The following is a 13,911-nucleotide window of genomic DNA, read 5'->3' as shown; positions in this document are numbered from 1 at the left end:
ATAGGACGAACGTGCTGCCCGGGAGCGGCTACGCCCTCGGTGAACCGCGCCAACTTCTCCTCCAAGGCACGGATCGTTCCCAGCTCCCAGACGTAAACTGACCTTCGCACCACCACTTGTGGACACTGTGTCAGGCAGGAGCTGCGCATGCTCTGGAAGTTGCTTGTTGAATACCTGCGGCCGCACCGGCAGCTGCTGATCGCCGTCGTCGTTTTCCAGTTGGCGCAGTCCATCGCGTCGCTGTACCTGCCAACCCTCAACGCGGACATCATCGACGAGGGCGTGGCCAAGGGTGATACCGGCGTCATCCTCAACCTCGGCGGGCTCATGCTGGGGATCACGCTGCTGCAGATCGCCTGCGCCGTGATCGCCGTGTACTTCGGGGCGAAGGCGGCCATGGGCACGGGCCGGGACCTGCGCGGGGCCATCTTCTCCCGGGTGGGGGAGTTCTCCGAGCAGGAGGTCACCAAGTTCGGTGCGCCCAGCCTGATCACCCGCTCCACCAACGACGTCCAGCAGGTCCAGCAGCTGGTGCTGATGGGCGCCACCATGATGGTGGCCGCGCCCATGCTCGCCATCGGCGGCGTGATCATGGCAGTCCGGCAGGATGTGCAGCTGTCCTGGCTGATCGCCGTCGCCGTGCCCGTGCTGCTGGCCGGCGTGGGGCTCATTATCTTCCGGATGGTGCCGCTGTTCCGCAAGATGCAGAAAAGGATCGACACCGTGAACCGGGTCCTGCGCGAGCAGCTCACCGGCATCCGCGTGGTCCGCGCGTTCGTCCGGGAGGACATCGAGACCGCGCGCTTCGCCCAGGCGAACGACGACGTCACGGACACCGCACTCCGGGCCGGCCGTCTGATGGCGCTCGCCTTCCCCGTGGTGATGCTGGTGATGAACGTGTCCAGCGTGGCCGTGATCTGGTTCGGCTCGTTCCGGATCGAGGACGGGTCCATGCAGGTGGGCACCCTCATCGCGTTCCTCAGCTACCTGATGCAGATCCTGATGTCCGTCATGATGGCCACCTTTATGGCCGTGATGATTCCACGCGCGTCCGTCTCCGCGGACCGGATCGGCGCGGTGCTGGGCACGGAGTCGAGCGTCCGGCCGCCGACGAAGCCCGTCAGCAGCAACGTGCGGCGCGGCGAGCTGGAAATGGTCGACGCCGGATTCGCCTACCCGGGTGCCGACCAGCCGGTCCTCTCCGGGATCAGCTTCACCGCCAAAGCGGGGCAGACGACGGCGATCATCGGCAGCACCGGCGCCGGCAAAACCACCCTGGTGAACCTGATGCCTCGGCTGTTCGACGCCACCACCGGCTCCGTCCGCATCGACGGCGTGGACGTGCGCGAGCTGCACCCGGACCTGCTCTGGGGGCACATCGGCCTGGTCCCGCAGCGGCCCTACCTGTTCACCGGCACCGTCCGCAGCAACCTGCAGTACGGCAAACCGGACGCCACCGACGACGAATGCTGGAAAGCGCTGGAGATCGCCCAAGCGCGGAGCTTCGTGGAGGAGATGGAGGGCGGACTGGATGCTCCGATCTCGCAGGGCGGCACCAACGTTTCCGGCGGGCAGCGGCAGCGGCTGGCCATCGCCCGGGCCCTGGTGAAGCGGCCCGAGCTGTACATCTTCGACGACTCATTCTCGTCCCTGGACACCGGCACCGACGCCCGTCTCCGGCAGGCACTCAAGCGCAGTACCGCAGGTGCCACGCTGGTGATCATCGCCCAGCGCGTGTCCAGCATCGTGGATGCGGACCAGATCTTAGTGCTCGACGACGGCAGGATCGTGGGGCGCGGAACGCACAGTGAGCTGCTGGAGACGTCCGAGACGTACCGGGAGATCGTGAACTCCCAGCTGGCGGCGGAGGAGACGGTATGAGCCCGGAACCCACTCCCGGAGCAGGCACCAAGGCCGGGCCAGCGTCCAAAACTGCAAGTGCCGACGTCGTACGCATTCCCCGTCCGGTGGGCGGACCCGGAAGGGGCGGACCCTTCGCCGGGATGAACGTCCCGGCGGAGAAGGCGATGAACTTCTGGCCGTCGGCCACGCGGCTGCTGGGGAAGCTGCGGCCGGAGCGGGCGTGGCTGCTGCTGGTGCTGGCGGCGTCGGTGATCAGCGTGGCGCTGCAGGTGATCGGGCCGCGGCTGCTGGGGGAGGGCACCAACCTGATTTTCGCCGGCGTGGTGTCCAAGGAGCTGCCCGCGGGGGTGAGCAAGGAGCAGCTGATCGCGCAGCTGCGGGCCGCGGGGGAGAACCAGAAGGCGGACATGCTGACGCCGATGGCGCTGACGCCGGGGCGGGCGATCGACTTTGCCGCGCTGGGCAGTGTGCTGACGTGGGCGCTGGTGCTCTATGTTCTGGCGTCGGGGTTTATGTGGGTGCAGGCGTATGTGCTGAACGGGGTGGTGCAGCGGACGGTCTTCGGGCTGCGCGAGGAGATCGAGGCGAAGATCCACCGGCTGCCGCTGCGGTATTTCGATTCGATCCAGCGTGGCGAGCTCCTCAGCCGGGTGACCAATGATGTGGACAACATCTCTCAGAGCCTGCAGCAGAGCATCAGCCAGGCGGTGACGTCGGTGCTGTCCGTAGTTGGTGTGCTGGTGATGATGGTGATCCTTTCGCCTACGCTGGCGCTGATTGCGCTGGTGACCATTCCGCTGACTTTGGGGATCACGGCGCTGATTGCCAAGCGCTCGCAGAAGCTGTTTGTGGCGCAGTGGAAGAACACGGGGGAGCTGAACGGGCAGATCGAGGAGACGTACACCGGGCATGCGCTGGTGAAGGTGTTCGGCCGGCAGCGCGAGGTGGAGGAGCGGTTCCGGCAGAAGAACGCGGAGCTGTATGACGCGAGCTTCGGGGCGCAGTTCATTTCCGGGCTGATCATGCCGGCCATGACGTTCATCGGGAACCTGGTGTACGTGGGGATTGCCGTGGTGGGCGGGCTGCAGGTGGCGTCCGGGGCCATGCAGCTGGGCGATGTGCAGGCGTTCATCCAGTACTCGCGGCAGTTCACCATGCCGCTGGCGCAGCTGGGGTCCATGGCCAACCTGCTGCAGTCCGGGGTGGCATCGGCTGAGCGGGTGTTCTCTTTGTTGGACGAAGACGAGGAATCTGTTGAGCCTGCGCCTTCTGCCGGGCCTGTGTTTGGGCGGGGGCGGCTGGTGTTCGAGGATGTTTCGTTCTCGTATTCACCCGACAAGCCGCTGATTTCGGGGCTGTCTCTGGTGGCGGAGCCGGGGCAGACGGTGGCCATTGTGGGGCCCACCGGGGCGGGCAAGACCACTCTGGTGAACCTGATGATGCGGTTCTACGAGCTGGATGCCGGGCGGATAACGCTCGACGGCGTGGACGTCACCTCCGTGCCGCGGCGCGAGCTGCGCTCGCGGCTGGGGATGGTGCTGCAGGATACGTGGCTGTTCGGCGGGACCATCCGGGACAACATTGCGTACGGGCGGCCTGGGGCTACTGAGGACGAGATCCTGGAGGCGGCGCGCGCGACGTATGTGGACCGGTTCGTGCGGTCGCTGCCCGAGGGGTACGACACTGTTCTTGAAGATGAGGGTGGGAACGTGTCAGCTGGGGAGAAGCAGCTGCTGACGATTGCGCGGGCTTTCCTGGCGCGGCCGTCAGTGCTGATCCTGGACGAGGCTACTTCTTCGGTGGATACCCGGACCGAGGTGCTGGTGCAGAAAGCAATGAGTGCTTTGAGGAGCGACCGGACTTCCTTTGTCATCGCGCACCGCCTGTCCACGATCCGCGACGCCGACCTCATCCTGGTGATGGAGGCCGGCCAGATCGTGGAGCAGGGGACGCACGCTTCATTGCTGGCCGCGGGTGGGGCTTACGCGCGGCTGTATGAGGCGCAGTTTGCGGCGCCTGCGGCGGAGGTTTAGTGAACGCGTATAAATGGCATCCGGCCGACTGTCCTCTGAGTACCCATAAGCGGAAGCTCTGCGTTCCGGCCGGGACTACAACCAAGAACTATTAACTGGCGCTCTGAGAGGTCGCAAACTCGGCCCCGCAAAGGCATGTGAATGAATCTTCAAGGTTCGTTATGTGACGAGGGTTAAGTCCTGCGGATTCCAGCAGTGCCATGACGTCGCGGACTGTTATGTAAGGCGCACCTGTACCACTATATTGGCGGGAAAGCCCTGTCGCTGGATGAAGCAACGTTGACTTCAGCGCAGACAAGTTCGATGGCTCCTTGACTCGGAGGGCAATTACGCAGTCACTCAGTACGAGTTCTTCCGACTCCACCATGACAACCTTTTCCGGATAAAAACGTCCGACGCGGGGCAACAACACCATGGGGCCCCGCGTTGCAAGTTGCGGTGACTGAAATCGCTCGACCCGGGAAATCCGGCCGTTCAACAGGTTACTTGTATGAACGAAACGTGCGCCAGCATCCGGGTGCTCCCACAACCGCGAATTATGAATGCGTCCTCTGATAACGTCTACACACCGACAGGCTCTCGAATAAGAGGTTCCTCCTAATCTGGTCGCCGGTGGAATCACGGTTCGTAGTGACTTGTCCCGCCCGCGGATTGTCAAGAGAACGGACGATGCCTTTGCGTTGCGGAAAGAGCCACGCGGAAGTTTTTGGACCAGATCAACGTCGAAATTTGCGTGTATACCCTGCCACACTTCTTCATTAATCTCGCCGTGGAAACTCCCCTCAGGAAGAACAACGCCCACACCCTGGGAAGTCTTCACTTCGTCAAGTACGATCGCTAATGCCGCAACCGCCGGAGTAGCTCGATACGAGGAGCCCAGTAAACTAATCGTTCTGCGTTGCTTTCCTCTGTATGAGAAAGGCGGATTTAGGACCACGAGGTCCACTCCTTGCCGCGCGGTTCGCCAAACCGGACTGCTTACCCGGGATGCCTTCGAATATATGTCGGCTCGGCCAACCCGCCACCCCGGATGCCTTTCTTGAACTCCCTTGACAGTTAAGGGATCAAGATCGCAGCCCATCAATTCAACCGAGTTCCCGGCACCACCTTCCTCGGCAGCGAGTAGTAATGCGCCTTCACCCATTGTTGGATCGAAAACTCTTGTACCAGAAACTAGATCGAATGGCTCGCATAAAGCTTGAGCCATCCAATTAGGAGAATAAAAACGGTCCAAACTAATCCTCAAGCCTTGCCCATGAGAAGGGGTTTGAATGACTGGAACTTCTCAATATCATAAATGCAAAGTCTTCCGGAGCCGCTTGTCCGACCCTGGGAACGTATGGGGTGGTCGTATAAAAGCGCTGCTTGATGTGGACGTGACATCACGAATAATGCGGCGCCCAGTGCGTGGGGTTTCGTGCCAAGAACTGCGATCTGAATAAGGCGGTCAGGAAAGTATGAAGCTAACTCCGACAACAGCGCATAAAGACTGAAGGGACAATTGGCGCGGGGCAAAACGCATCTTTGACATTGAACGTTGTTCATCCAAGTAACGAATGTTGCTTTCGATGGTGTGAAAGGGGTACTCCGGCCGAAAGCCCGGAAGGCCGACCACCGGGTAGGTGGAAGAATCTGAGGGCTGAACCTCTTCAAAGATTCGCGCTAATCGATCCCCCTCGAATCCCAGCAAAGGCACAAGTATGTCACCACCAGAGCGGCGTGCTCTGGCAAGTCGAGCAAAGCCCGGCAAAGGTGAGATTCCGTCCGTCCTTTCGGAAAGGTTGTACTTCAAACTCCCAACAGGCGAATCCGCTCTCATGTAATCTTTTGGTTCGACGTAAAGTACCTTGAGATCAAGTTGTGAGGTCAACGCAGCTCGAACCAAAACCGCCCATGTGCCAAATGCGGCACCTGTTATGTCAATATAAATTGGTTGGGGTAGCGGCTTCAGATATTCCTGGACCTCGGCAAGGTTGAAAAGAGAAAGTTCCACGTTCTGACCCCCCGACTGATGCCGGAACGACGCAGACTCTTTCGTCTCAGCTGAAAGCTCCACGATGTTTACTCCGCGGCTAGCCTGGGTTTCAAGCCAGGTCGCGTCGACAAGTGCTCGCTCCTCCGCTCCAGCGCATTTGTAGAGGTAAGAAGAACCGGCGGGCAGCAGGAAATTCTCACGCCGCAACTCCTGGGTTAGGCCAGGATATATTTTAGCCACCATTGAAGAACTCCGAAAACAGTGACATCTGCGCTGGCGGCTCGCTCTCAATTTCTCTGTTTGTTCGCGATAAAAGTTTCCGGATGTACTTTGTAGAATCAGTGCTAGCAAGGCCCAAAAAGTCTTCGGAGCGAAGATTCATGCGTCTCTTGCGTCTTGGGCTGTACACGAAAAATGGAGATACAATTGGATGAAGCTGATAATCGAAGTCTTTCGTTTCCGGAGAAACTGCGGCCATCTTATCTCCAGTAAATCTAACAAGAGCATTATGCATAACGCCGGCTGTCAGCAATTCCTTAATTTCCTCGTTGGACTTGTTGTCGGTGATTCGAAACTGCGAGACTTCGGGTGCGTGACCGTGTGGTTGCTTTGCCATCACTCCAAATACTCGACCGAGACCAAGAACAAGGCGTGTCAGCTGGGTGCCGCGCTTATGTAAACCAGCGAGCTCGAATACCACTCGTTCACCAACAGCCTGCGCAGCGACGGTTTGGTTATGTGCGGAAACGGGCGATAAGAGATCGCCACCCTGCTTTACATGTTGTATTAGTGCCTCTGTCACGAGGTACAGAAGGTAACGAATATTGCCGTCCGCAAGCATTAGGAACGTGGACCAGCCGCAGTAGTACTTGGATAGGCCCGTGCGCCCAGGTCGGAGCGAAAAGAGCATGGCGTAGCCATGATTCCCTACACGCGTTTTCCACTCGCCAGGCTTCGCTAGTGCCTCTGTAAGTACACTTGAAAGGGATGTGTCTTGGGACTCAGCCCAGAACCCAACGAAGCAAGCCTCAAGATCATCCATAGAGTCAAAGCGGCGCAGGTCTTCGGCTGCCACGCCTTCATGGAGTAGCTGATTACGCGCATCGTCTCTTATTCTGCTTGCGCCCAACAGTGATGCTTCTGACGCAAGTGACATCTCTGGCAGGAGGTCCTGCACGGTGAGGAGTCGGAGTGCTGAGAACTCGCGGTCTTCAAGGGACATTTTGACTAGTCGATCATTGCAGACGGACGCAGCAAAACGGCCAAAACCGTTCTGCTTGATCTCATCTTCGATGTTGATTTTTACGAAATCGGCGGGTTCTACCAAGAATTCTGATGAACTGAGAGTTGCGCGTTCATGTAGGCCGTTTTGACGCATGCCGATCTTGAACGTGAAGCCTCGATCGCCAACGTGCTTTATTAACGTATTGATAACGCGTTGCTGATACGGTTCTAAGTTTTCGTATTCATCAAGACAAAAAGTTATGTCTGAATGCCCAATTGATTCGTCATCCAAGATAGCAGCTACCATTGAAGCTACTGGGCGGCCAAGAACTGATAGGTCCAAATCGGAAAGAGGCGTGCCTAATCCGTTTATTGCCGATTCGAATCGGAGGATCTGGTCACTGACTTGGTCGGCAAATACCGAAAAATCGGTAGTCTCGTCCATCCTGAGGGCAAGACAGGTCCTGCGTAGCTCGCGCGGATTGAGTCTTGTAGCTTCCCCCATGGTGGACTGGCGCCAAGTGACAAATGAAACGAGCATATCTACGAATTGCAGATTGATGTAGTGAGAAAACGTGCGAATCCAGTCTGCTTCGGAAAGCCTTGTCCCTTGAAAGGTTGCCGTTAAATTTGTTTCGATTCGCCAGTAAAGTCCCAGAGCACTCCAGCTAGCAATATCCGATCCGTGAAGCCGATATTGACCCTCATAAGCGAGTTGCCGAAGCGTTGTTGTTTTTCCTGTTCCACGACCACCAACAATCAGACAGGGCTTTGTATCCGACAAGCGGTCCCAGTAGGCGGGTTCAGAGAAGAGGTCAAAAATTTTGTCGCGTAGGTACTCGGCACGGTACTGGCCCAAATACCGTTGGATCCTGGCGGAAACGTCAGCAGACCCCTCCCGCGCCATCAGTTTCTTCTCCTGAGCGGCTTCCAACCCTCCGCGGTTGACCAAATCAAAGGCAGAGTGAGATCCGGTGTCGAGTGGCCGAAGGCGAGGTTTAGCCCGAACCGCCCATGTCCAAAAGCCTCGTCCTCCGAAAAGCCTATGCGAGGTGCATACTTGATGACTACGTCCTTCAACTGCTTGCGTAAGATCCCGGGCACCAAGAGAGTGTGCTCGCTCAGAGCAGAATACTCTTGGCCGAGAGTGTGAGCCGCACGGACACGCATGAATGGTAGGTCTTCCCCCAAGCGCTGTTTAGCTTCCCAAGACACAACGGGAGCGATGACGTACACGGCGTCGATCTTCTTTTCCTCCCAATGGGCGGCCAAGGATGTATATCCGCCGCTTCGCAGTGGATAGTCACGATTCCATGAAGCTACGAGCTGGTCTCCGCTGCCGATGATGTCATCGACCAATATCAAGGAGACGGAATTTTGTTGGTGCTCAATCCGATTCACCATTCCTTGGGGGTCGAGAATCCGATCCTCGTCGAACCCGAATTGTCGCATTTTTCTTACAAAGTGGTATCCGGAGTCAGTGGGGCTAGGTTCTTCACCCGTCGGGAACGATACAAGCACTTGATCTAAGAAGGCCTCCCAAGCAGCTATACCGGCTTCGAAATCTGGATGGCTTGCAATTGAGGCCAGCGCAGAACGCAAGAGCGATGAGACCATTTCGTCATTGAAGAATACGAAAGACTCCAGAAGAGCTGCCGCCACCGGCCTGTCTTCCTCGTCAAAGTTGCTCATCCACCCCGCCGGGTCGATGTCCATCGGCTGCATCGGCCAGATATTGGAATCGGAGAACTCGCTTCTCGACTCGAGTAATAACTTGACGTTGATGGGCTCCGCGATCATGCCTCTAACTTACTGGGTAGGGGAGGCCACACTTCTCAAGCGTAGGGAAAGGGGCGAGCTTCATTTGCTCCGCGCATTGGCTGGCTTCGGTTTTTGCATGGCAGGTCTTCTGCCTAACTTCGCGGAAGACCGCCTGCGTAGTGGCGACAAGGAGCGTCCGCGATGGTTACAAGCAAGAGGGCAGGAGTAGGGGAGAGCGGGTGTAAGTCGAACGGGCTGAATGGTAGTGGCAAAACCTCCACTCTGAGTTCTTGGATAGGAGAGCACTTGACTGACCAACGAGCTTATCGTGGCTTGCAGAGGCTCCGGCTGCCGGAATCATCGTTGCCTCTTAACGGGCTAAGTCCTTCCGGCGGTCATGCCTGGGCGAGCCTCACGACCGGCGCCGGTGACAATCCGCCCGCCGTAGCACACTGACATACGAAGCAATGTTTCGGCGTGTCGCCCGTAACCTGAATAGATGCCTCGTTTTGCGCTTGATATTGAGTCCGTGCCCCGCCCTGTCCGTGCGCAAGAGCTTCTGGACGCAGTGAACCACCGCGTCGTCATTGCCGACGGCGCCATGGGCACGATGCTCCAGGGCCGGGAGCTGTCGCTCGAGGTGGACTTCCAGAACCTCGAGGGCTGCAACGAGATCCTCAACGACACGCGCCCGGACGTCATTGCGGACATCCACGACGCCTACTTCGCCACGGGCATCGACGCCGTCGAAACGAACACCTTCGGCGCCAACTGGTCCAACCTCTCGGACTACGGCATCGATGACCGCATCGCAGAACTCGCCCTCAAAGGCGCGAAGATCGCCCGCGAACGCGCCGAGGCAGCAGAAGAAACAGACGGCCGCATGCGCTGGGTCCTCGGCTCCATGGGCCCCGGCACCAAGCTCCCCAGCCTCGGCCACACCAGCTACGACTACCTCAAGCAGACCTTCGCCCTGCAGGCCGAGGGCCTCATCGACGGCGGTGCCGACGCCTTCCTCATCGAAACCAGCCAGGACCTCCTGCAGACCAAAGCCGCGGTCAACGGCTGCAAGCAGGCCATCGTCTCCAAGGGAATCCGCCTCCCCATCTTCGTCGAGGTGACGGTCGAAACCACCGGAACTATGCTTATGGGCTCCGAAATCGGCGCCGCCCTCACCGCCCTGGAACCGCTCGGCGTCGACGCCATCGGACTGAACTGCGCCACCGGCCCGGACGAGATGAGCGAGCACCTCCGCCACCTCTCCAAGCAGTCCTCCGTGGCCATCGCCTGCATGCCCAACGCCGGCCTGCCCATCCTCGGCGCCAACGGCGCGCACTACCCGCTCACCCCCACCGAACTCGCCACCGCACACGAGCAGTTCGTGCGCGAATTCGGCCTGGGCCTGGTGGGCGGCTGCTGCGGTACGACGCCGGAGCACATGGCCGCCGTCGTCGAACGCCTTGAGCCCTTCCGCACCAAAGCCGTGGTCACCGACAGCGGCAAGCCAGCCCGCGTCCCCACCGAACGTGAAGCCGGCGTCGCCTCCCTCTACCAGCACGTGAACTTCGACCAGGACGCCTCCTACCTCGCCATCGGCGAACGCACCAACGCCAACGGCTCCAAGGCGTTCCGCCAGGCGATGCTCGAAGAGCGCTGGGACGACTGCGTGGACATCGCCCGCGAGCAGATCCGCGTCGGCGCCCACCTGCTGGACGTCTGCATCGACTACGTGGGGCGCGACGGCGTTGCCGACATGAAGGAGATCGTCTCGCGTTTCGCGTCGGCCTCCACGCTCCCGCTGGTCATGGACTCCACCGAACCGGCCGTGCTGCAGGCCGGCCTCGAGCACATCGGCGGCCGCCCGGTGGTCAACTCCGTCAACTACGAAGACGGCGACGGCCCGGACAGCCGCTTCGCGCGCATCATGCCGCTCGTGAAGGAACACGGCACCGCCGTGATCGCCCTGACCATCAACGAAGAGGGCCAGGCACGCACCACCGAGGGCAAGGTTGCCATCGCTTCACGCCTCGTCGACGCCCTGGTGGGCGAATGGGGGATGCGCGTCGAGGACATCATCGTCGACTGCCTGACCTTCCCCGTGGCCACCGGCCAGGAGGAAACCCGCCGCGACGGCATCGAAACCATCGAGGCCATCCGCCAGATCACCGCGAAGTACCCCGGCATCAACACCACGCTCGGCGTCTCCAACGTGTCCTTCGGCCTGAACCCGGCAGCTCGAGTCGTCCTGAACTCCGTGTTCCTGCACGAGGCCGTGCAGGCAGGCCTGACCAGCGGCATCATCGACGCCGCCAAGATCGTGCCGCTCGCGTCCCTGCCGGAAGAGCAGCGCAAGGTGGCCCTGGACCTCGTCTGGGACCGCCGCGAATACGACGCCGACGGCAACACCACCTACGACCCCCTGGCCATCATGCTGGACATGTTCGCCGGCGTCGACACCGCAGCGCTCAAGGACCAGCGCGCCGCTGAACTCGCGGCGCTGCCCACCGGCGCGCGCTTGGAACGGCGCATCATCGACGGCGAAGGCAAGGGCCTCGAAGCGGACCTCGATCTGGCCCGCAGCGAGGGCATGACCCCGCTCGGCATCATCAACGACCACCTGCTTGAGGGCATGAAGGTGGTGGGCGAACGCTTCGGCGCAGGCGAGATGCAGCTGCCGTTCGTGCTGCAGTCCGCCGAGGTGATGAAGAACGCCGTCGCCCTGCTCGAACCGCACATGGAGAAGTCGGACTCCTCCGGCAAGGGCACCATGGTGATTGCCACCGTGCGCGGCGACGTGCACGATATCGGCAAGAACCTGGTGGACATCATCCTCACCAACAACGGCTACAAAGTGGTCAACATCGGCATCAAGCAGGGCATCGCCGAGATCATGGCCGCGGCCGAGGAGCACAACGCCGACGTGATCGGCATGTCCGGGCTGCTGGTGAAATCCACCGTGGTGATGAAGGAAAACCTCGCCGAGCTGCAGTCCCGCGGCCTGGCGAAGAAGTGGCCCGTCATCCTCGGCGGCGCAGCCCTGACGCGCGCCTACGTGGAGCAGGACCTGGCCGAGCAGTTCGACGGCGTCGTCCGCTACGCCAAGGACGCCTTCGAGGGCCTTTCGCTGATGGAGCCGCTGGTCCGCGTGGCACGCGGTGAGTCGCCGGACGACGTCGGCCTGCCGCCGCTGAAGAAGCGCATCCACAAGGGAGGGGCCAAGTTCACGGTGACCGAGCCGGAGGCAATGCCCGGCCGGTCCGACGTCGCCTCCGACAACCCCGTGCCCGCCCCGCCGTTCTGGGGCACGCGCATCGTGCGCGGCGTCTCGCTCCACGATTACTCTGCCTTCCTCGACGAGCGCGCCACGTTTATGGGGCAGTGGGGGCTCAAGCCCGGCCGCGGCGAAGACGGCGCCTCCTACGAGGAGCTGGTGGAACGCGAAGGCCGGCCGCGCCTGCGCTACTGGCTGGACCGCATCCTCGGCGAGGGAATGCTCGATGCCTCCGTCGCCTACGGCTACTTCCCGGTGGTCTCCGAAGGCGAACAGGTAGTGGTGCTGCACCACGGCGAGGACCGCGACGGCGTCCTCGGCGCTGCGGGACTGCTCGCCCCCGACGGTGGTTCAGGCGGTCCGATCGGCACCGACCGGCTCCGTTTCGACTTCCCGCGCCAGCGCCGCGACCGGCACCTGTGCCTCGCCGACTTTGTGAAGTCCCGCGAATCCGGGCAGATCGACGTCCTGCCGGTGCAGCTGGTCACCGCCGGCTCAAAGATCGAGGAGTTCACGTCCAAGATGTTCGCCGCCAACCAGTACCGCGACTACTACGAGCTCAACGGCCTGGTCATGCAGCTCACCGAGGCGCTGGCCGAGTTCTGGCACGCGCGGATCCGCAAGGAGCTGGGCTTCGCGGCCGAGGAGCCCAAGGACACGGCAGGGTATTTCAAGCTCGACTACCGCGGTGCCCGGTTCTCCCTGGGCTACCCCGCATGCCCGGACATGGAGGACCGCCGCAAGGTGACGGAACTGCTGAAGCCCGAGCGCATGGGCGTGATCCTCAGCGACGAGCTGATGCTGCACCCCGAGCAGTCCACCGACGCGTTTGTGTTCCACCACCCGGAGGCGAAGTACTTCAAGGTGTGAGTCGGGGCGGCCGTTGGCCTCGATGGCCTCCCCGGCGCGGCCGGTACACCTGCTGATGTGCCGGGAGTGGAGCGGCCGGGTCTGCCTGCGCCAGGCAGGAGTCGAGCCCGAAAGGCTTGTGGGTGCCAAGGCCGGTGCGGCCGTACCGCTGCCAGGTGTCAGTTTGGAATCTAGGGCTGTCCATGAGGCGTCTGCTGGAAGCCGTTACAGACCCTAACCTGACAGTTTTTGGATGATGGTCTGACGTCAGGTTGGGGTGTGCCCTAACTGGAAGGACACTCACATGTCCGTCTGTTATCCGTACTCACCGGGCATTGCTGAGGGCGGGTGCTTGGTTGAACGGGTAGAGATGAGCCGTTGTCATCCGGTATCGGAAGCAGCTGGTCCCGTCTAGCTCTTGGGGTTTGACCCAGGCTTGGTACCCCAAAGCTGCCTCATACATAGTTCGTGGCTGGACGCCCTCGGCAGCAATCCAGAGAACGGAGGAATCATCCGTTGCATCATCGACAGTGCCGTTCCTGATGGCGACCCCGTTGTGGCGGATTTCCACGCGTGCGCCGATGAGGGCGCTCCACTGGTTGTAATTTTCGAGCTTCATGTTTGTCCTTCGTAATGGCACGTGATGTGGCCGGACTCGTTGCGGCAAGAAGCCCGCGCGTCTATGTAGGGGACGACGTTCGAACTCACATCCTTTGCGAGGCCTCTTCTAGACGTGTGGGCTTGCAACTACTCCTCTAGGCGTGAAGGCAAACTTCGTCTCCTGCATCTCAGAGGTTGTCTAAGACGAAGTTTTCTTGACGCCGGGTTTCGGTCTCACCGAAACCCGGCGTTTGAGTTTGCTAGTCGTGGGGTTTCAACCGATCACACGACACTGGGCTGGGAAGAAGCACCCCGCCGGACGGCGCGGGGGAGGG

At 60.8% G+C, this 13,911-nt stretch carries 8 protein-coding genes; 3 read left to right on the top strand and 5 right to left on the bottom strand.

The features are described 5' to 3' along the window. The first annotated feature begins 147 nt into the window (after window positions 1-147). Both AC3A4Z_RS07975 and AC3A4Z_RS07970 read left to right on the top strand, forming a co-directional pair. Window positions 148-1,881 (top strand): ABC transporter ATP-binding protein, encoded by a 1,734-nt coding sequence (locus AC3A4Z_RS07975; RefSeq protein WP_498711078.1) that lies wholly within the window; start codon window positions 148-150, stop codon window positions 1,879-1,881. Next, complete coding sequence (locus AC3A4Z_RS07970; RefSeq protein ID WP_498711077.1) at window positions 1,878-3,896, top strand: ABC transporter ATP-binding protein; 2,019 nt, start codon at window positions 1,878-1,880, stop codon at window positions 3,894-3,896. The genes AC3A4Z_RS07975 and AC3A4Z_RS07970 overlap by 4 nt, the downstream gene beginning before the upstream one ends. A gap of 91 nt (window positions 3,897-3,987) precedes the next feature. On the opposite strand, the gene AC3A4Z_RS07965 is transcribed toward AC3A4Z_RS07970, so the two are convergent. From AC3A4Z_RS07965 to AC3A4Z_RS07950, 4 genes are all read right to left on the bottom strand, one after another. After that, window positions 3,988-5,130, bottom strand: coding sequence for an N-6 DNA methylase (locus AC3A4Z_RS07965; protein ID WP_498711141.1), 1,143 nt, complete (start codon window positions 5,128-5,130; stop codon window positions 3,988-3,990). Window positions 5,131-5,343: 213 nt separating this feature from the next. Next, complete coding sequence (locus AC3A4Z_RS07960) at window positions 5,344-6,114, bottom strand: hypothetical protein (protein ID WP_498711076.1); 771 nt, start codon at window positions 6,112-6,114, stop codon at window positions 5,344-5,346. Continuing rightward, window positions 6,104-8,029, bottom strand: a complete 1,926-nt coding sequence (locus AC3A4Z_RS07955) for an ORC-CDC6 family AAA ATPase (RefSeq protein WP_498711074.1) — start codon at window positions 8,027-8,029, stop codon at window positions 6,104-6,106. Before AC3A4Z_RS07955 ends, AC3A4Z_RS07960 begins: the two co-directional genes overlap by 11 nt. Continuing rightward, window positions 8,002-8,895, bottom strand: coding sequence for a phosphoribosyltransferase-like protein (locus AC3A4Z_RS07950; protein WP_498711073.1), 894 nt, complete (start codon window positions 8,893-8,895; stop codon window positions 8,002-8,004). The genes AC3A4Z_RS07955 and AC3A4Z_RS07950 overlap by 28 nt, the downstream gene beginning before the upstream one ends. A 460-nt stretch (window positions 8,896-9,355) precedes the next feature. Here AC3A4Z_RS07950 and metH point away from each other — a divergent pair, with 460 nt between their 5' ends. After that, window positions 9,356-12,997, top strand: a complete 3,642-nt coding sequence (metH, locus tag AC3A4Z_RS07945; RefSeq protein ID WP_498711072.1) for a methionine synthase — start codon at window positions 9,356-9,358, stop codon at window positions 12,995-12,997. A 304-nt stretch (window positions 12,998-13,301) separates the two neighbouring features. Here the strand turns inward: metH and AC3A4Z_RS07940 are convergent, their stop codons facing one another. Continuing rightward, the gene (locus AC3A4Z_RS07940) at window positions 13,302-13,595 is read right to left on the bottom strand and encodes a hypothetical protein (protein ID WP_498711071.1); all 294 of its coding nucleotides are present in this window, start codon (window positions 13,593-13,595) and stop codon (window positions 13,302-13,304) included. Between the last annotated feature and the right edge of the window lie 316 nt (window positions 13,596-13,911).

This window comes from Arthrobacter sp. Soil_C_49, from assembly GCF_057656635.1.
Note: the sequence above shows the minus strand (reverse complement) of the source record. Positions and strands in the feature narration are given on the sequence as shown.